Source organism: Pantoea sp. sgz302252, assembly GCF_042610525.1.
Classification (GTDB): Bacteria; Pseudomonadota; Gammaproteobacteria; order Enterobacterales; family Enterobacteriaceae; genus Erwinia.
The window spans coordinates 179,192-197,388 of sequence record NZ_JBHDVM010000002.1 but is presented as its reverse complement, the minus strand read 5'-3'; the positions used below and the strand labels follow the sequence as shown (position 1 = coordinate 197,388).

Genomic DNA, 18,197 nt, shown 5'->3' with positions numbered 1-18,197 from the left:
AGGGCACCTGAAAGCGCTGGATCACCTGCCGGCCATCAATGGCTATAAAGCCTATAACCTGGGCGCAGGCGAAGGTTACTCGGTGCTGGAAATGGTAAAAGCTTTTGAGAAAGCATCCGGTCGTCCGGTAGCTTACCAAATCTCCCCACGTCGCGATGGCGACCTGGCAGCATTCTGGGCAGACGCTTCGCTGGCAGACAAAGAGCTGGACTGGCGGGTTTCACGCGGCATCGACGAGATGATGCGCGATACCTGGAACTGGCAGAGCCAGAACCCTCAGGGGTACAGGTAAAAAAGCACAGCGGATGCTGTGCTTTAAACAGTAAATAACGAGCACAGCATTCGCTGTGCTTTTTTAGATCTTTTCGTCGATAAGGTTCTGTAGATACTGCCCATAAGAAGTTTTGGCCAGCAGTTTTGCCTGTACCGCCACTTCACCGTAGCTTAGCCAGCCTTTACGCCAGGCAATTTCTTCCAGACAGGCTACTTTCATTCCCTGCCGCTTTTCAATGGTATGAATAAACTGCGACGCCTCAATCAGGCTATCATGCGTGCCTGTATCCAGCCAGGCGAAACCACGCCCCAGCAGCTCAACATTTAGTTGACCCTTTTCCATATACATTTCGTTGAGCGTGGTGATTTCAAGCTCGCCACGATGGGAGGGTTTAACCTGTTTAGCCATCTCTACAACGCTATTGTCATAGAAATATAAGCCGGTGACCGCCCAGTGCGATTTAGGCTGCAGCGGTTTTTCTTCAATAGAAAGCGCGCGGAAGTTTTCATCAAACTCCACTACGCCGAAACGTTCCGGATCCATCACCTGATAACCGAATACAGTAGCGCCAGTTTTCAACTGCGCAGCGGTTTCCAGCTTTTTACCGAAGCTCTGGCCAAAGAAGATATTGTCGCCCAGTACCAGTGCGCAAGCGTCGCCAGCAATAAACTCTTCACCAACAATAAAGGCCTGTGCCAGACCATCCGGGGAAGGCTGTACGGCATATTCGAGCTGGATACCGAACTGGCTGCCGTCGCCCAGCAAACGCTGGAAAGAAGGCAAATCGTCGGGCGTGGTAATGATCAGAATTTCTCTGATGCCTGCCAGCATCAGAACGGAAAGCGGATGATAGATCATCGGCTTGTCGTAGATAGGCAGCAGCTGCTTTGAAATGCCGCGGGTAATTGGGTACAGACGCGTTCCGGAGCCTCCGGCTAAAACGATGCCTTTCATAAAATACCTTTTATTTATTTAAACCCAGACGTTCGCCCGCATAGGCGCCGCTCTGCACACGCTGCCACCACTCGCGATTATTCAGATACCACTCAACCGTTTTACGAATGCCGGTTTCAAACGTTTCCTGCGGTTTCCAGCCCAGCTCGCGCGCAATTTTACCGGCATCAATAGCGTAACGCATATCATGGCCAGGACGATCTGTTACATGAGTAATTAATTCAGCGAAGTGAGTAATGCCGTTCGGCTTATCAGCAATCAACTCATCCAGGATCGCACAGATGGTTTTTACTACGTCGATGTTTTTCCGCTCGTTATGGCCGCCAATATTGTAAGTTTCGCCCACTTTGCCCTCGGAAACCACCTTGTACAGCGCCCGTGCGTGATCTTCTACATAAAGCCAGTCGCGGATTTGTAGGCCTTCACCGTAAACAGGAAGGGGTTTACCTGCCAGCGCATTAAGGATCACCAGAGGGATCAGCTTTTCCGGGAAATGATAAGGACCATAATTATTAGAACAGTTAGTGATGATAACCGGCAAGCCGTAGGTGCGGTTCCAGGCGCGTACCAGATGGTCACTGGAAGCCTTGGAAGCAGAGTAAGGGCTGCTTGGCGCATAAGGTGTAGTTTCTACAAAGAGATCGTTAGTACCGTGCAGGTCACCGTAAACTTCATCGGTAGAGATATGATGAAAACGAAATGCCGCTTTCTTTTCATCAGAGAGCGTTGACCAGTAAGCGCGAGCCGCTTCTAATAAGGTATAGGTGCCGACAATGTTGGTTTCAATAAATGCTGCCGGGCCGTCGATTGAGCGATCTACATGGCTCTCTGCCGCCAGATGCATCACGGCATCCGGCTGAAATTCAGTGAAGGCTGTTTTCATCACTGCCGCATCACAGATGTCGGCCTGCAAGAAGTGATAGCGAGGAGTTGTTGAAACGGTAGCTAAGGATTCAAGGTTGCCGGCATAGGTCAGGCTATCCACCACCAGTACTGTTGCCTGAGTATCATTGATAAGATGCCGGACAACGGCTGAACCAATAAAACCTGCACCGCCTGTTACAAGAATTTTCATGAATTAAAGCTCACTCATTTGCTATCGCGAAGGTATCCAGCATAGTAGCTGCAGGATTGGAGAGATAACCTGGCCACAGGCTACGCAGCAAATTATACCTGTAACCTCAATTGGCTCAACCACAGAAGGACAAAAAACGCGCAGTTAACAACAGTTTTTTCTGACATTTTTCCTGTTGCTAACCTTATAATTAAACTGAAAAGTTTCAGCTGTAAGTAATAAAGCCGCGGCTTCAGCGTTTTTTAGATTGGTAACCACACAAAACTTTAAGTCAAGTAGTTGTAAGTGATTTTCAACAAAGATGAAGGCAAATACTATTTTGATGTTAAAAAAAGAATACCCATACAGGCTTCAGCGCCGATCGAGTTAATGCTAAAATCGGATTTTTGCAGACGGGCGCCGCAAATTCAGTTTTAATGCTTTTGCAAAAGCAAGCTGGCGACCAGAGGCATTTTTAACAAATGACGAACGGTGTGTGGATGAAAATTACTGAGACGCGTGTACAAGGGGTAAAACTCATCGAGCCAAAAGTGTTTGGTGATGAGCGGGGCTTTTTCCTTGAAACTTTCCAGAAAGAGCGTTATCAGACGTTGTTGGAGATTGACTTAGATTTTGTACAGGATAATCACTCCCGTTCGTCGCAGGGTGTTTTAAGAGGCCTGCATTTCCAGACTTCAAAGCCGCAAGGTAAGCTGGTGCGCGTTGTGCGTGGCAAGGTATTCGACGTGGCGGTTGATATCCGTCCTGACTCACCTACTTTTGGCCAGTGGGCTGGCGTGTATCTTTCAGAAGAAAATAAAAACCAATTTTGGGTACCGCCGGGGCTTGCACATGGTTTCGTTGTGATTTCAGAATTCGCTGATTTTGAGTACAAATGCACGGATTACTATGATCCGCAACACGAAGGTTGCCTGCTTTGGAACGATCCTGAGCTTAATATTGACTGGCCGGTCGCCGAGCCGCAGCTGTCGGGTAAAGATGCTCAGGGCAAACTATTCAGAGAGCTGTTCAAATGAGAGTGCTGCTAACCGGTGCTACGGGCCAGGTCGGTACCTGTTTTCAGGATTTGGCTAAAGCTAACTACCCACAGATAACGCTACTGGCAACCGACAGATCGCAACTGGATATTACGGATGCGGCGGCAGTTGAGCATCTCGTAGGCCAGTTCCAGCCTGACATTATTGTTAATGCGGCCGCTTATACCGCGGTCGATCGCGCTGAATCGGATCCCGAAGGGGCCTGGAGCGTAAATGTTCAGGCCGTAGAAAATCTGGCGCTTGCTGCACAGCGTCACCAAGCTTTTCTGGTGCATATTTCTACTGATTACGTCTTCAACGGGGAGTCAAACAAGCCCTGGGTTGAAGAGCATCCATGCGATCCGCAAAGTGTTTACGGTTCTACTAAACTGGCCGGTGAAAAAGCAGCCCTGGCTTACGGGCAGTCTGTAATATTAAGAACCTCATGGGTTTTTAGCGAGTATGGTAATAACTTTTTGAAAACCATGCTGAGATTAGGTAAAGAACGACCTGGCCTGAGCATTATCGACGATCAGCGAGGCTGTCCGACTTATGCGGGCGACATCGCTGAGGCTGTGATGCAGATAATTTTTACCGATTCCCGCCCTGTAGGTGTTTATCATTACAGCGGTAGCGGTGAAGTTAGCTGGTTCGGCTTTGCAAAAGCTATTCTGCAGAAAGCATGTGCCGTGGGGCTGCTGGAAAAAATGCCTGAGCTAACGCCCATTCCTACCACGCAATTCCCAACGCCGGCAAAGCGGCCAAAATATTCCGTTATGTCTACGGATAAGATTGCCAGGGCTGGTATCAAGCCTGCTGACTGGTTACCTCGTGTGGAACTCGTTTTGCAAAAACTCAAAACAAGTCTACCCTGAAAACCTTGATATTGGATCAGACTAATCAGGACAACGGAATGGTACTCGGGACGGGTACCCTTTCAAATAAGTTAATGATGGATAAGAACCCCCTTATGCAAATAGTCGCCTCAATCGTCCTGTACCGCCATAGTCATGCGGACATTGAGCCCACGCTGGCTTCTCTGTTAAGCGAAGAGACGATCGAGAAGATCGTGCTGGTAGACAATGGCGGGGCCGACTGGGCTGCGGATTTGCATAACCCACGTGTTGACTATATTCGTGCCGACAGCAATCGAGGATTTGGAGCGGGTCATAACCTTGCCATAGAAAAGTACCGCAGGCGTTCTGAGTATTTTTTGATCTGCAACCCGGATATACATTTTGGTAAAGGCTCGGTTTCTGCGTTGTACCATGCTGCCCAACAGAATAAATATAAATTTATTTCTCCTTCGATTGTCTATTCGGACGGTTCTAAACAATTCAGCTGCCGTCTTTTACCTACGCCGGTAAATTTATTTGCTCGTCGCTTTATGCCAAATCTGGCTAAGGATTTGGATGAAAAGTATGAGCTGCGTAATGCGGATTTTTCTAAAGTTTTTCCTGTACCCTCCGTTTCCGGCTGTTTTATGTTCCTTGAGTCGGATTTGCTTGCCAGCCTTGAAGGCTTCGATGACAGATATTTTATGTACATGGAAGATATTGACCTTTGCCGGCGAGCGCTAAAATACACTGATATTATATATTATTCGGATGTGACTATTACGCATCTTTTTAAAAAAGGCTCTTACAAAAACAAATACCTTTTGCTTCAACATATTTTTTCGTCAATAAAATATTTTAATAAGTGGGGATGGTTTTTTGATCCGCTGCGTCGCTCAAAAAATAAAGAATGTTTAAAGTCAGTTCCGACTCGGGCTGACACCTGAATTTTGTTCGAGGTGTTAATTGTATGTTTACGATTTTTTTTCAAAATATTCTAACAGGGAGGGGGAATGAGTAACCCTCATTTAAAACAAAGAACTTCCGTCAGGGCTATGCTGGATTCGATTTTACGGCATAAACAGCTTATATTTCAAATGACCAAAAGAGAAGTTATTGGACGTTATAAGGGTTCCAGCATGGGATTAGCATGGTCATTTCTTAATCCTTTATTTATGTTGGCAGTTTATACCTTTGTCTTTTCAGTGGCATTTAAAGCGCGATGGTCAGTTGGCGGCGATGAAAGTAAAACACAGTTTGCGCTGATCCTCTTTGTTGGGATGATTGTACACGGGCTTTTTGCAGAAGTCGTAAACAGGGCGCCGACAATTATACTTGGAAATATTAATTACGTTAAAAAAGTAGTTTACCCTTTGGAAACTCTGTCGATAATTAGTCTGCTTTCCGCTATTTTTCATAGTATTATCAGCCTGATTGTGCTGATGCTTGCGTTTGCTACTTTTAATGGTTATCTGCACTGGACCAGCATTTTCTTGCCTGCTGTGTTTGCTCCGTTGATTATTTTTTGTTTAGGGTTGTCCTGGCTCCTTTCAGCGTTAGGTGTTTATATTCGGGATGTCGGGCAAACCACTATGATAATCACTACTATAATGATGTTCCTGTCCCCGGTATTTTTCCCGATCACAGCTATTCCTGAGAAATTTCGCATATGGATTATGCTTAACCCGCTGACATTTATTATTGAGCAAGCACGAGAAGTATTGATTTGGGGGCATGTCCCCAACTGGAAAGGATTATTGGTTTATACGGGTTGTGCTTCTGTCATTGCCTGGCTTGGCTTTGCTTTTTTCCAGAAAACCAGAAAGGGATTCGCTGATGTCCTCTAATGAATTCGCCGTCCGTATTGAAGGACTAAGCAAATGTTATCAAATCTACGATCGTCCCAGGGATAGATTGAAACAATTTTTCCTGCCACGACTTTATCGCATGGCAGGAAAAAAACCGCATAGCTATTTCAAAGAGTTTTGGGCCTTAAAAAACGTATCATTTTCCATTAACCGTGGTGAAACGGTTGGCATTATTGGGCGTAATGGTGCCGGGAAGTCAACCCTTTTACAGATGATTTGCGGCACGCTTTCGCCTACTGCGGGCAGTGTAGAAATCAATGGCAGAGTCGCCGCTTTACTGGAGCTGGGCGCAGGTTTTAATCCCGAATTTACCGGGCGTGAAAATGTTTATCTTAATGCCAGCGTGCTTGGCATGAGCAGAAGCGAAACCGACAATAAACTTGATGAGATTTTGAGTTTTGCTGATATCGGCAACTTTATCGATCAGCCGGTTAAAACTTACTCTAGCGGGATGTATGTGCGACTCGCCTTCGCCGTACAGGCCTGCGTGGATCCGGAAATTTTGATTGTCGATGAAGCGCTGGCTGTAGGCGATATCGGTTTTCAGTACAAATGTTTTAATCGAATGGAAGCCCTGAAGAAAAAAGGGACGACTATCTTAATGGTAACTCACTCTACCGGCAGTATTCTTGAATATGCCGATCGTTGCATAGTGATGAAAAATGGTGAGTTAATTGTTGACACTACGGATGTGTTGGCTGCCGTGCTTGCTTATGAGAAAGGAATGATTCTTTCTCAGGCAGAAGCGGTTGAGACCGTTAAGCCTCACAGCGATGAGTATGCTGCTGCGACTTTCAGCGTGCCTGAGCTACAGCGTATGCAGCAGGCGGGCATTCATCGTGAAATAGACGAAAAACGTTTTGGCAGCGCCCGCGCTATTATTGAAAAAATGTCGGTAATAAAATCTGACGGCACGCCGCTGGAAGAGAAGCCGATGGTTAAGGCGGGCGAGGCGCTGACCTTTAGCTTTACTCTGGTGGTAGCAGAAGAAATTAAAGAAGCTGTACTGGGTATTTCACTTTCTAGATCTCAGGGCGGAGATGTATGGGGGGATAATAATATCGCTGCCGGACAACCCTTCCATTTAAAGCCAGGTAAATATTATATTGATTACAAAGTGTCGCTGCCGCTCAACGCTGGCGATTATTTAATCCATTGTGGTTTAGCTTCCCTGGATAATGGCCAGCGCGAGGAGCTGGATCAGCGCCGACCAATGCATAAAATAAAATACTGGGCGCCACGCGAGCAAGGCGGTGTGCTTTATGCGCCAGTCAAAGTGTCTTTTAAAGAGGGGATTGACAAATGATTGTCGCTTATTTCCCTTCATTCCCTTTTCGAGGGCAGTCAGCTCCTTATTTATGGATGTTCTATAAACTACTAACCACTTATGGCGCTCGGGTGCACTTTTTAACGGACGAGCTTTATCGCAATGATATTGAAACCTGGCGGCAGTACAATCGTTGGGAGTTGTTGGAAGATTCCCAAAAACGTCAGGGCTATCGTTTGCCTGAGTCGGCAGAACTGGCGGCCATGAAATTTACCGCATTCAACAGTGACTTTTTTTGCCGGAAACAAGCAGAGTACGGTGGCAATCCTACGCTTGCATTTCGGGATTATCTCACTGTAGAAGATACTTCTTTGGAAAATGATTTCTATGATGCGATTTCGTCAATCGCGGATGTCGAAGTTGTACTAAACTGGTGTAATTGTCCATCCCTGTCGGCAGCTTGTAAAAGGTTGAACATACCAGTAATGAACATGGAGTTAGGGCCGCTAAGGCATCCGGAATATTTTTCTACGGGATATCTGGATTTTTGCGGTGTTAATGGCAATACAGAAGCAGCGGCACGCTATGCAGTCGTTGCTGAAGAGTGCCGTTTGGACCTGACGCTTGAAGATTTGCGAGGCTATTTTGCTAAGTCGCCATCGCCACCGCTTACCAATGAGTATGAATCTGGTATAGTGCTACAGGTTGAGAACGATTCTAACCTTATTGCTTACGCCAATGGCTTCAATAATCAGGTGCTTCTCGATTATGCGCAGTTAAATTGTTACGACAATTTTATTGTGCGCAGCCATCCGGGAAGCGCTTTCAGGCTAAATGATAACCTTTTTCAGGTTGATAAGTCGGCTACCAGTATTGATTTTATTGCACGGTGCAAAAAAATATTTACTATTAATTCCAGCGTAGGACTTGAAGCATTATTAATGGGCGTGCCGGTTATTTGCTTCGGTGATTCATCTTTTAAGTTTATTCTGGAAGCGGAAGACGAAAAGGAACGTATTAATCGTTTGGGCTTTTATCTTTTTGCCTACCTGGTTCCTTATTCACTTATGTTCGATTTTGATTATATACGCTTCAGGCTGACCAAGCCTTCTGAAAAAGCCATTATCAAAAAACATCTTCAATTTTATGAAAGTGCAGGAATTACAAAATGAATGACAACGACAAGGGGATGTCACTGGCATCCGATATTGAGAATGGCGTAAAAGACCATAAAATAGCGGAGTTAATTGCCAGCGTTGCTGCGCTGAAAAACAATATTGTTGCATTAGAAGCTAAACATGCGGCTTCCAGTGAACACTCTTCAGTGCTGGAAGAAGAAAACGAAACCCTTAAAAAGCAGGTGGATACGTTAAGCGCCAGGTTGCATGAAATGCAGGCCAGTTGTAATAAGGCTTTAACGCGTAAAGAGATTGATCTGTCCAAGAAAGTGGATGTTATTGTTCCTGTTTACGCAGGTCTTGAAGAGACTCAGGAGTGTATTGAATCCACGTTGACTTCAATACCTGACTGGGCACAGCTGGTCGTTATCAATGATTGCTCTCCCGAGCCTGAACTGACCGAATGGTTACGTGCGCGTAGCAGCAATGATGAGTTTATTTTGCTGGAAAACGAAACAAACCTCGGATTCGTGGCAACGGTTAACCGCGGTATGCAGCTTCATCTCCGTAATGACGTACTGTTGCTTAATAGTGATGTTGAGGTTGCGAATAACTGGCTTGAAAGAATCAGGGATGCTGCCTATAGCAAAGAACGAGTGGGCAGCATTACCCCTTTTTCTAACAATGCTACTATTTGCAGCTTCCCAAATTTTTGTGAAGACAATGAACTGCTGCTTGGTCTGGATGTTAAGGCGCTGGATGAACATTTTTCCAGTTACGGCACCCAGAATAATTTGGTAGAAATCCCTACTGGCATCGGTTTTTGTATGTACATCCGCCGTGATTGCTTAAATCAGGTTGGCTATTTTGACGTTGAAACTTTTGGTCGCGGTTATGGCGAAGAAAATGACTGGTGTCAGCGGGCGGATAAGCTGGGATGGAAAAATTATCATCAGTTAAATGTTTTCGCCTATCATAAAGGTGGCGTAAGTTTCGCTGGTGAGCAAAGCCCACGAAAAATTAAAGCGATGGAGTTACTTGCAGAGTTGCACCCTAACTATACTGCGGACGTTATGGCATTTATTGCTGCCGATCCGGCTAAAAAAGCGCGTCAGCAGGTGATGGCAAGAATTATTGCCACCACATCTGTACCAAAAGTGCTCTTAGTCAGTCATAAGATGGGCGGCGGTGTTGTAACTCATTTAAATGAGCTGATCGCACATTATAAAAACCGGGTACATTTCTTGCTCCTTTCACCGGGGGAGAAAGAGAACACTTATGCTCTGGCTTTAACGGCAGAGGGTGCAGCAAATAAGGATCGGATCATTTTCGACCTGGAGCAGGGTACAGATAAATTAATCGACCTGCTGACTTTTGTGGGCGTAGGAAATATTCACTATCATCATATTATGGGTTTTAGTAAAGAGATCCTTGCCTTACATGAAAAGCTGAATTGTGGTTATGACATTACCGTACATGACTACTTTTTAATTAACGGTAATCCTACTTTAACCGATCGTAACGGCCGTTTCTGTGGCGACGAGCTGTCCACTATGGATCAGCGTTGCATCGAGCATTATCCCGTTCCGATGTATATGCCTCTGGAAGACTACCGTAAACATGTTGCTACATGGTTGCATGGTGCACAGCGTGTGATTTTTCCTTCAGTTGATACTCAGGCTCGCTATGCAAATATCTACGATGCGCAAAGCTACAATGCAGTAAGCGCATGGCATATCGATCATCATGTTAAACAGCTTGATACCCCGGTCAGGTCTCCTGAACCCGCTCATAAACTGAACGTGCTGATTATTGGCGCAATCAGTAAAGAAAAAGGCGCTGTCCTGCTGGAAGAAGTTGCTGTTGCATTAAACGGACATCCGGTTAAGTTTACCCTGATGGGCTACGCCTTTCGTCCGCTACATAGTGCTATCACTACATTGGGCGGCTATTCAGATGCCGATATCGAAAAAATCATTGCGGAAGTGCAACCCGACGTTGTTTGGTATCCAGCCCAGTGGCCTGAGACTTATAGCTATACGTTGAGTATTGCACTGGAAAATGGTTTACCAGTGATAGTACCTAATATTGGCGCTTTCCCGGAACGCGTCGCAAACCGCCAGTACAGTAAAGTCATCCAATGGGATATGTCCATCCCGGCATTAAAAGCATTTTTCCTGTCGCTGGTGGCAGATCCCGCTTTGCTCAATGTTGGCGAAAACGCGCATAACATTCTGGACAGTAAGAATATTGAGCTAAATGCTAACTTCTATGAGGGTGATTACCTTAATCCTGATTGGCAGCGAAAGGGTAAACTTGGCATCATTGACTATAAAACGTTACTCAATCACGTTGAGGTTACGCGAATAGTCAGTGAGCAGCTTTCCACGAAAGAAGTTTATTTGGCGAAATTATGGAAGATTATTCAGATGCCTGGTTTTAAGGCTGTTGCGCGACTCATTCCTTATCGTTTGCAACGTTATGTCAAACGTCGATTATCAAATCGTGCTATTCACGAAATCGTTAAATAATGCCTGAGCCCTCGTACTGCGAGGGCTTTTTATTTCAGAGTGTAAATAAATTTGCTAGTTACACTATTATTGTCTGATTTTCATCCATTGCGCATGCTTTATATATGGTTATTACTTAAGCAATAATCTGAAAAGAGTAATAGCTATGATAGCTTTGAATGATAATTTTGTTATGTACAATAGAATGGATAATCTCTAAGGTAGAGAGACAGTTCAAGCACTAAAACGAAGGCGATGTAAGCCATTGTTTTTACATGACAGGAGTATGTAATGTCCAAGCAACAGATCGGCGTTGTAGGTATGGCGGTAATGGGCCGTAACCTGGCTCTCAACATTGAAAGCCGCGGCTATACCGTATCCATCTTTAACCGTTCCCGCGAAAAGACTGACGAAGTCATCGCCGAGAACGAAGGCAAAAAGCTGGCGCCTTACTACACCATCGAAGAGTTTGTGGAGTCTCTTGAGAAACCTCGCCGTATTCTGCTGATGGTGCAGGCGGGCGAAGCGACCGATAAAACTATCGCTTCCCTGACGCCACATCTCGATAAGGGCGATATCCTGATCGACGGCGGCAACACCTTCTATAAAGACACCATTCGCCGTAACCGCGAACTGTCTGAGCAGGGCTTCAACTTTATCGGCACCGGCGTTTCCGGCGGCGAAGAGGGCGCCCTTAAAGGCCCATCTATCATGCCTGGCGGTCAGAAAGAAGCTTACGAGCTGGTCGCGCCAATCCTGGATAAAATCGCCGCGCGCGCCGAAGGCGAAGCTTGCGTAGCTTATATCGGTCCGGACGGTGCTGGTCACTACGTGAAGATGGTGCATAACGGCATCGAATACGGCGATATGCAGCTGATCGCAGAAGCTTACTCTCTGCTGAAAAACGCCCTGAACCTGAGCAACGAAGATCTGGCTAAGACCTTCAGCGAGTGGAACGAAGGCGAGCTGAGCAGCTACCTGATCGACATCACCAAAGATATCTTCACCAAGAAAGACGAAGAGGGTAACTACCTGGTTGACGTCATTCTGGATGAAGCAGCCAACAAAGGCACCGGTAAATGGACCAGCCAGAGCTCTCTGGATTTGGGCGAGCCGCTGTCGCTGATCACCGAGTCCGTATTTGCTCGCTACCTCTCTTCCCTGAAGACCCAGCGTGTTGCGGCTTCAAAAGTACTGAGCGGACCAACCGTGCAGACCGTGTCTGGCGATAAAGCGGAATTTGTCGAGAAAGTGCGCCGCGCGCTTTACCTGGGCAAAATCGTTTCTTACGCGCAGGGCTTCTCTCAGCTGAAAGCGGCTTCCACCGAAAACAATTGGGATCTGAACTACGGCGAGATTGCTAAAATCTTCCGCGCTGGCTGCATCATTCGTGCTCAGTTCCTGCAGAAAATTACCGATGCCTACGCGGACAACGCCGACATCGCTAACCTGCTGCTGGCACCTTACTTCAAAAACATCGCTGACGAATACCAGCAGGCGCTGCGTGACGTTGTGGCCTATGCCGTACAGAACGGTATTCCAACGCCAACCTTCTCCGCTGCTATCGCTTATTATGACAGCTACCGTTCAGCGGTACTGCCAGCGAACCTGATTCAGGCTCAGCGTGACTACTTCGGCGCGCATACCTATAAGCGTACCGATAAAGAAGGCGTGTTCCACACCGAGTGGCTGGATTAATACAGTAACTCTGGTATTTAAGCCTTAAAATAAAAAACCCCATGCTCTGCGATGGGGTTTTTTTTCGAGTATAGAAAGTTAGCTACCGTCACTCTTCAAAACATCAGCGCTAACAAATCCGCCAATCCGCTGATAGTCGGCCGCATCCAGCACGATAGATTTCTCCAGCAGTCCCGCATTAAAAGCGATTTCTCGATTGCGCTCGCACAGGGTTGGATCGACTACTACTTTCAGCTCCTCATGAAAGCTGAAGGGCGGAATAGCGCCGAATACGCAACCGGTTAACCTGTCGACTTCTGCCGGGCTGGCCAGTGACGCACGCAGGCCGCCTACTGCTTTAGCTACCTTACTTAGATCCGCTTGCTGGTCGGCTGGCAGCACCGCCAGAACATACCGCTTCAGGCCATTACCTTTAACGTGGCAAACCAGCGCTTTAGCGCCCTGGCCGACAGCGGTACCGCGGATCGCAGCCACTTCCTCGCATTTGCCGGTGGCTTCGTGCTCCATGGTTTGGTAGCGTGCCTGGTGGCTCTCCAACAAAGTAATTAACCTGTCGAAAGTGCTCATCGATCCCCCTACAGACAAAAGGCCGGTTTCCCGGCCTGTAAATTAAAGCATTTACTACTTGTGCCGCTGGCGCAGATTGTCAATCACCGCGCTCAGGTTGAGATCCTGATCCTGTAGCAATACCAGCAGATGGTAGATCAGATCCGAAGCCTCGTTAGTCAGCTCATGGCGATCGTTAACGGTGGCTGCCAGCGCGGTTTCCACGCCTTCCTCGCCAACTTTCTGCGCGATGCGCTTGGTGCCGCTGGCGTACAGGCTGGCGGTATAGGAGCTTTTCGGATCGGCGTGTTTGCGTTCTGCCAGCAGCTGTTCCAGCTGGTAAAGGAAAGTCCAGTCGCTGGCGGCAGGCGAAAAGCAGCTTGAGGTGCCGCGATGGCAGGTTGGGCCAACCGGATTAACCAGCACCAGCAGCGTATCGTTATCGCAGTCCGGCGTAATGCTGACCAGGTTAAGGAAGTGCTCCGAGGTTTCGCCTTTGGTCCACAGACGCTGTTTGGTACGCGACCAGAAAGTGACCTTGCCGGTTTCCAGCGTTTTTGCCAGCGCCTGCTGATTCATATAGCCGTGCATCAAAACTTCGCCGGAAACGGCGTGCTGCACGATAGCCGGCATCATGCCGTCGGTTTTTTCCCAGTCGAGCCGGGCTAGCTGTTGAACTGTTAACACGCGCGGATCTCCACACCTTGTTCGAGCAGAAAGGCTTTTAGCTCGCCAATATTGATAATTTGCTTATGAAAGACGGAAGCGGCCAGCGCGCCGTCAACATCGGCATCGCGGAAAGCCTCAAGGAAATGCTCCATAGTGCCTGCGCCGCCGGAAGCGATCAGCGGCACCTTGCAGACTTCACGCACTTTCTGTAGCTGAATCAGGTCGTAGCCGTTGCGCACGCCATCCTGATTCATCATATTCAGCACGATTTCGCCAGCGCCGCGCTTTTGCACTTCCTGAACCCAATCCAGAGTTTCCCAGCTGGTTACCTGAGTACGCGCTTCATCACCGGTATATTGATTAACGTGATATTTACCGCTTTCGCTGTCATACCAGGTATCGATACCTACTACGATACACTGCACGCCAAAACGATCGGCTAAACGTGTAATCAGCTCAGGATCGGCAAGCGCTGGCGAGTTAATAGAGATTTTATCCGCGCCAAACGAAAGGATCTGCGCGGCGTCTTCTGCTGATTTAATGCCGCCCGCTACACAGAAAGGGATATCGATCACTTCCGCTACGCGCGATACCCAGCTTTTATCGACCACGCGTCCGGCTGAAGAAGCGGTGATATCATAAAAAACTAACTCATCCGCGCCTTCCTGCGCATAGCGCTGCGCCAACGGCACGATATCGCCGATGATCTCATGATTGCGGAACTGAACGCCTTTAACTACCTGGCCGTCGCGCACGTCCAGACAGGGAATTATCCGTTTTGCCAACATGCAATCGCCTCCGAAACGTTGAATTTGCCTTCCAGTAAAGCGCGACCAACAATCACGCCCTGAGCGCCGCAGCCGCGCAGCGCGCGGATATCGTCCAGCGAGCCAATGCCGCCGGAAGACTGAAAAGCGACCTGTGGATAGCGCGCCGAGACTTCACGATAAAGCTCAACGTTGGAGCCTTGTAAGGTGCCGTCGCGGGAGATATCGGTGCACAGCACGTGCTTCAGGCCGTAAGGCTGAAACTGGTCGATAACCTCTTCCAGCGTGACGCCCGCCGCTTCCTGCCAGCCGCTGATCGCCACTTCTTTGCGGTTGCTCGCATCGATACGCACGTCCAGTGCCAGCACTATTGCTTCCGCGCCGTACTGCTTAAACCAGTTTTGCACTTCCTGCGGCTCTTTTACCGCAGTAGAGCCAACCACCACGCGGGTTGCGCCCGCTTCCAGTAGCGCCTCAACGTCATCCTTTGTGCGAATGCCGCCGCCGACCTGTACCGGCACGTTAACGCCTGCCAGCAGTTTCTTCAGCAATGGGATCTGCCGCGCCGCTGGATCTTTCGCGCCGGTCAAATCTACCAGGTGCAGCACCTGTGCGCCCTGAGCCTCATAATCCTGTAGACGTGGCAGGGGATCGCTGCCGTAATCGCGCTGCTGGCCATAATCGCCCTGATGCAGCCGCACCACTTTTCCTTCAATTAAATCCAATGCGGGAATAATCACTTACATCTCCAGGAAGTTTTTCAGCAGCTGCGCGCCAGCCGCACCGGAACGCTCCGGGTGGAACTGCACGCCGAAGAAGTTATCTTTCTGCACCGCAGCGGTAAACGGCTCGCCGTAATTACACTGTGCGATGGTATAAGCGTTGACCGGCATGGCGTAGCTGTGCACGAAGTAGAAATACGCGCCGTCCGGGATGCCACGGAACAAATGATTGCCCGCCTGCGCGGTAATCTGGTTCCAGCCCATATGCGGCAGCGGCAAACCGTGATCGGTCATCTGCTGCACGGGTTGCTCGATAATCCCCAGCGTAGCGACGCCATTGCTCTCGTCGCTTTGCGAACCAAGCAACTGCATGCCTAAGCAAATCCCCAGCACTGGCTGAGTGCAGGCTTTAATCAGGTCGATCAAATCGCGTTCACGCAGCTGATCCATCGCGGCCTGCGCTGTACCGACACCAGGCAGCAGCAATTTGTCCGCCTGAAGCACGATATCCGCTTCACGGCTGACTACCGGCTCGTAACCCAAACGCTGAATAGCCCATTTAACGGAAGAGAGGTTGGCGCAGCCGGTATCCAGAATCACCACGTTCATTACAGCACTCCTTTCGAGCTGGGCAGGGTATTGCCTTCCACGCGGATCGCCTGGCGCAGCGTGCGGCCAAAGGCTTTAAACAGACTCTCGACGCGGTGATGATCGTTCTTGCCTTTGGTTTTCAGGTGCAGCGTGCTCGCCATGGTGTAGGAGAGCGAACGGAAGAAGTGTTCCACCATCTCGGTGCTCAGATCGCCCACGCGCTGGTAATTGAATTCGGCTTTGTACTCCAGGTGTGGACGACCGGAAATATCCAGCGCGCAGCGCGCCAGGCACTCGTCCATTGGCAGCACGAAACCGAAACGGCCGATGCCGCGCTTATCGCCCAGTGCTTTCAGCAGCGCTTCGCCCAGCGCCAGGCCTGTATCTTCGACCGTATGGTGATCGTCGATATAAAGATCGCCTTTGACTTCGATATTCATGCGGAAGCCGCCGTGCGTGGCAATCTGGTCCAGCATATGGTCAAAGAAGCCGACACCGGTGTTGAACTGGCTGTTGCCCTCGCGATCCAGCCAGACTTCCACCTTGATCTGCGTCTCTTTGGTATTGCGCTCCACCAGCGCATGACGATCGCGCTTAGTGAGCTGCTGCTGAATACCTTGCCAGTTCAGGCCATCTTTGGAGTAGTGCAGCCCCTGAATGCCCATATTACTGGCAAGCTGCAAATCTGTAGCGCGATCGCCAATCACATAACTGTTGGCGGTATCCAGCACGCCTTCCGCCAGCCATGCCGTAACCAGTTTAGTTTTCGGTTTGCGGCAGTCGCAGTTATCTTCCGGCAGATGCGGGCAGATCAGGATGTCGTCAAAGCGGACGCCCTGCGAATTCAGGATCTGCATCATCAGCTGGTGCGGGCCGTCGAAATCGGCCTGCGGAAAACTGTCGGTGCCCAGGCCATCCTGATTGGTGATCATCACCAGCTTATAACCGGCGCTTTGTAACGCCAGCAGAGCAGGGATCACGTTTGGCTCAAAGGCCAGCTTCTCCAGACGGTCGACCTGATAATCTTCCGGTGGTTCAGTAATGATGGTTCCGTCGCGATCGATAAAAAGAACTTTCTGGCTCATGCTTGCTCCATGGATGCGGACGCGCCGGATAATTTTTGCAGCGCGGCGATAACGCGGTCACACTCTTCACCGGTGCCGACAGAGATGCGCAGGCAGCCCGCCAGACCCGGCTGTTTATTTTGGTCACGCAGAATAATGCCCTGATCCCACAAGGTTTTAAAGACCAGCGGAGAATCGGTAAAGCGCGCCAGCACATAGTTGGTATCGCTGGCAAAAACCTTTTCCACACAGGCGCAGCCGCGCAGTTCGCCGATCAGCTTTTCACGGGTGGCCAGCAGCTCGCCGACGTGCTCTTTCATTAAAGCTACGCCTTGATCGCTCAGCGCCTGGGCCGCAATATCGGCAACCGGCGTAGAAAGCGGATAGGGTGCGATAACCTTCAGCAGCAGCGCGATAACCTCGGCATTAGCCAGCGTAAAGCCGCAGCGCAAACCGGCCAGCGCAAAAGCTTTGGAAAGCGTGCGCAGGATCACCAGATGCGGATATTCAGCCAGCCAGCCGGTCAGCGTCGCTTCGGGGCAAAACTCGATATAGGCTTCGTCGGCCACTACCAGTGCTTTGCCGCGCGTCATCTCCAGCAGCTGGCGGATATCTTGCGGCCTGACCAAATTGCCGGTTGGGTTATTCGGGCTGCAGACATAAACCAGCTTCACGCCGTCGAGCTGTTCTTCAATAGCGGAGAGGTTTAGCTGCCAGCCATCCTGCGCCGCTACGGTACGGTACTCTATACCCAGCGTCTCGGCGCTGACGCTGTACATGCCGTAGGTCGGCGGACAAAACAACACCGCGTCTTTGCCCGGCTCGCAAAAAGCGCGCATCAACAGCTCAATGCCTTCATCCGCGCCGCGGCTCACCAGTACCTGCTCCGGCGATAAACCAGCATAGGCGGCGTAGCGTTCAATCACCAGTTTCGGCTGGCATTCCGGGTAGCGATTCAGCGTCTGCTGGCTGAGATCGAAAGGCACCGCCAGCGGATATTCGTTGGCATTAAGCCAGACATCGCCATTGCCGCCGAGACGGCGGGCCGACTGATAGGGCGTCAGCTTGCGCACGTTGGCGCGGGCGAGATCTTCAATCTTGCTCATTGCTTCTCCTTCAGCGCGGCAACGCGCAGGGTCACGGCGTTTTTGTGAGCGGTCAGCTGTTCCGCCGCCGCCAGGGTCTCGATAGTTGATGCCAGATTCAAAAAGCCCTGCGGCGT

General features: G+C 49.4%; 18 protein-coding genes and 1 pseudogene. 9 read left to right on the top strand and 10 right to left on the bottom strand.

The features are described 5' to 3' along the window. Positions 1 to 292: pseudogene (locus ACETPC_RS04935) on the top strand (UDP-glucose 4-epimerase); the annotation flags it as partial. A gap of 63 nt (positions 293 to 355) precedes the next feature. Here ACETPC_RS04935 and rfbA read toward each other — a convergent pair. Both rfbA and rfbB read right to left on the bottom strand, forming a co-directional pair. Next, positions 356 to 1,228 carry a glucose-1-phosphate thymidylyltransferase RfbA gene (rfbA, locus tag ACETPC_RS04930; protein ID WP_380179172.1) on the bottom strand — a complete coding sequence of 291 codons (873 nt, stop codon included), beginning with the start codon at positions 1,226 to 1,228 and terminating at the stop codon, positions 356 to 358. Positions 1,229 to 1,238: 10 nt separating this feature from the next. Continuing rightward, entirely contained in the window at positions 1,239 to 2,303 is a 1,065-nt protein-coding gene (gene rfbB, locus ACETPC_RS04925) for a dTDP-glucose 4,6-dehydratase (protein WP_380179170.1), read from the bottom strand. Between the two features lie 479 nt (positions 2,304 to 2,782). Between rfbB and rfbC the strand changes: the two genes are divergently transcribed. From rfbC to gndA, 8 genes are all read left to right on the top strand, one after another. Beyond that, the gene (gene rfbC, locus ACETPC_RS04920; RefSeq protein WP_380179168.1) at positions 2,783 to 3,319 is read left to right on the top strand and encodes a dTDP-4-dehydrorhamnose 3,5-epimerase; all 537 of its coding nucleotides are present in this window, start codon (positions 2,783 to 2,785) and stop codon (positions 3,317 to 3,319) included. Next, complete coding sequence (rfbD, locus tag ACETPC_RS04915) at positions 3,316 to 4,194, top strand: dTDP-4-dehydrorhamnose reductase (protein WP_380179166.1); 879 nt, start codon at positions 3,316 to 3,318, stop codon at positions 4,192 to 4,194. Before rfbC ends, rfbD begins: the two co-directional genes overlap by 4 nt. A 95-nt stretch (positions 4,195 to 4,289) precedes the next feature. After that, a complete protein-coding gene (locus ACETPC_RS04910) occupies positions 4,290 to 5,102 on the top strand; it encodes a glycosyltransferase (protein ID WP_380179164.1) in 813 nt (270 codons plus the stop codon). 66 nt (positions 5,103 to 5,168) lie between these two features. Further along, positions 5,169 to 6,002, top strand: a complete 834-nt coding sequence (locus ACETPC_RS04905; RefSeq protein ID WP_380179162.1) for an ABC transporter permease — start codon at positions 5,169 to 5,171, stop codon at positions 6,000 to 6,002. Then, entirely contained in the window at positions 5,992 to 7,329 is a 1,338-nt protein-coding gene (locus ACETPC_RS04900) for an ABC transporter ATP-binding protein (protein WP_380179160.1), read from the top strand. Before ACETPC_RS04905 ends, ACETPC_RS04900 begins: the two co-directional genes overlap by 11 nt. Next, the gene (locus ACETPC_RS04895) at positions 7,326 to 8,462 is read left to right on the top strand and encodes a hypothetical protein (RefSeq protein ID WP_380179158.1); all 1,137 of its coding nucleotides are present in this window, start codon (positions 7,326 to 7,328) and stop codon (positions 8,460 to 8,462) included. Before ACETPC_RS04900 ends, ACETPC_RS04895 begins: the two co-directional genes overlap by 4 nt. Beyond that, positions 8,459 to 10,939, top strand: a complete 2,481-nt coding sequence (locus ACETPC_RS04890; RefSeq protein ID WP_380179156.1) for a glycosyltransferase — start codon at positions 8,459 to 8,461, stop codon at positions 10,937 to 10,939. The genes ACETPC_RS04895 and ACETPC_RS04890 overlap by 4 nt, the downstream gene beginning before the upstream one ends. Positions 10,940 to 11,209: 270 nt before the next feature. Next, positions 11,210 to 12,616, top strand: coding sequence for an NADP-dependent phosphogluconate dehydrogenase (gene gndA, locus ACETPC_RS04885; protein ID WP_253460110.1), 1,407 nt, complete (start codon positions 11,210 to 11,212; stop codon positions 12,614 to 12,616). A gap of 78 nt (positions 12,617 to 12,694) precedes the next feature. On the opposite strand, the gene ACETPC_RS04880 is transcribed toward gndA, so the two are convergent. The 8 genes from ACETPC_RS04880 to ACETPC_RS04845 all read right to left on the bottom strand — a co-directional run. After that, on the bottom strand, positions 12,695 to 13,183 hold the full coding sequence (locus ACETPC_RS04880; protein ID WP_380179154.1) for a YbaK/prolyl-tRNA synthetase associated domain-containing protein: 489 nt from the start codon (positions 13,181 to 13,183) through the stop codon (positions 12,695 to 12,697). Between the two features lie 54 nt (positions 13,184 to 13,237). Further along, positions 13,238 to 13,849 carry a bifunctional phosphoribosyl-AMP cyclohydrolase/phosphoribosyl-ATP diphosphatase HisIE gene (hisIE, locus tag ACETPC_RS04875; protein WP_380179152.1) on the bottom strand — a complete coding sequence of 204 codons (612 nt, stop codon included), beginning with the start codon at positions 13,847 to 13,849 and terminating at the stop codon, positions 13,238 to 13,240. After that, a complete protein-coding gene (gene hisF, locus ACETPC_RS04870; protein WP_380179150.1) occupies positions 13,843 to 14,619 on the bottom strand; it encodes an imidazole glycerol phosphate synthase subunit HisF in 777 nt (258 codons plus the stop codon). Before hisF ends, hisIE begins: the two co-directional genes overlap by 7 nt. Beyond that, positions 14,601 to 15,338, bottom strand: coding sequence for a 1-(5-phosphoribosyl)-5-[(5-phosphoribosylamino)methylideneamino]imidazole-4-carboxamide isomerase (hisA, locus tag ACETPC_RS04865; RefSeq protein WP_380179148.1), 738 nt, complete (start codon positions 15,336 to 15,338; stop codon positions 14,601 to 14,603). The genes hisF and hisA overlap by 19 nt, the downstream gene beginning before the upstream one ends. Further along, positions 15,339 to 15,929 (bottom strand): imidazole glycerol phosphate synthase subunit HisH, encoded by a 591-nt coding sequence (hisH, locus tag ACETPC_RS04860; protein WP_380179146.1) that lies wholly within the window; start codon positions 15,927 to 15,929, stop codon positions 15,339 to 15,341. Continuing rightward, the gene (gene hisB, locus ACETPC_RS04855) at positions 15,929 to 16,996 is read right to left on the bottom strand and encodes a bifunctional histidinol-phosphatase/imidazoleglycerol-phosphate dehydratase HisB (RefSeq protein ID WP_380179144.1); all 1,068 of its coding nucleotides are present in this window, start codon (positions 16,994 to 16,996) and stop codon (positions 15,929 to 15,931) included. The genes hisH and hisB overlap by 1 nt, the downstream gene beginning before the upstream one ends. Further along, positions 16,993 to 18,081: a histidinol-phosphate transaminase gene (gene hisC, locus ACETPC_RS04850; RefSeq protein ID WP_380179142.1), complete on the bottom strand. Its 1,089-nt coding sequence runs from the start codon at positions 18,079 to 18,081 to the stop codon at positions 16,993 to 16,995. The genes hisB and hisC overlap by 4 nt, the downstream gene beginning before the upstream one ends. Next, positions 18,078 to 18,197: hypothetical protein (locus ACETPC_RS04845; RefSeq protein WP_380179670.1), on the bottom strand; the 120-nt coding region annotated here is incomplete at its 5' end. The genes hisC and ACETPC_RS04845, both read right to left, overlap by 4 nt.

Coding starts and splice junctions, on each gene's coding strand:
- hisF (WP_380179150.1), bottom strand. CDS start 14,619: ATGTTGGCAAAACGGATAATTCCCTGTCTGGACGTGCGCGACGGCCAG.
- gndA (WP_253460110.1), top strand. CDS start 11,210: ATGTCCAAGCAACAGATCGGCGTTGTAGGTATGGCGGTAATGGGCCGT.
- hisC (WP_380179142.1), bottom strand. CDS start 18,081: ATGAGCAAGATTGAAGATCTCGCCCGCGCCAACGTGCGCAAGCTGACG.
- rfbB (WP_380179170.1), bottom strand. CDS start 2,303: ATGAAAATTCTTGTAACAGGCGGTGCAGGTTTTATTGGTTCAGCCGTT.
- ACETPC_RS04895 (WP_380179158.1), top strand. CDS start 7,326: ATGATTGTCGCTTATTTCCCTTCATTCCCTTTTCGAGGGCAGTCAGCT.
- ACETPC_RS04905 (WP_380179162.1), top strand. CDS start 5,169: ATGAGTAACCCTCATTTAAAACAAAGAACTTCCGTCAGGGCTATGCTG.
- rfbD (WP_380179166.1), top strand. CDS start 3,316: ATGAGAGTGCTGCTAACCGGTGCTACGGGCCAGGTCGGTACCTGTTTT.
- ACETPC_RS04880 (WP_380179154.1), bottom strand. CDS start 13,183: ATGAGCACTTTCGACAGGTTAATTACTTTGTTGGAGAGCCACCAGGCA.
- ACETPC_RS04890 (WP_380179156.1), top strand. CDS start 8,459: ATGAATGACAACGACAAGGGGATGTCACTGGCATCCGATATTGAGAAT.
- ACETPC_RS04910 (WP_380179164.1), top strand. CDS start 4,290: ATGCAAATAGTCGCCTCAATCGTCCTGTACCGCCATAGTCATGCGGAC.
- rfbA (WP_380179172.1), bottom strand. CDS start 1,228: ATGAAAGGCATCGTTTTAGCCGGAGGCTCCGGAACGCGTCTGTACCCA.
- hisB (WP_380179144.1), bottom strand. CDS start 16,996: ATGAGCCAGAAAGTTCTTTTTATCGATCGCGACGGAACCATCATTACT.
- ACETPC_RS04900 (WP_380179160.1), top strand. CDS start 5,992: ATGTCCTCTAATGAATTCGCCGTCCGTATTGAAGGACTAAGCAAATGT.
- hisH (WP_380179146.1), bottom strand. CDS start 15,929: ATGAACGTGGTGATTCTGGATACCGGCTGCGCCAACCTCTCTTCCGTT.
- rfbC (WP_380179168.1), top strand. CDS start 2,783: ATGAAAATTACTGAGACGCGTGTACAAGGGGTAAAACTCATCGAGCCA.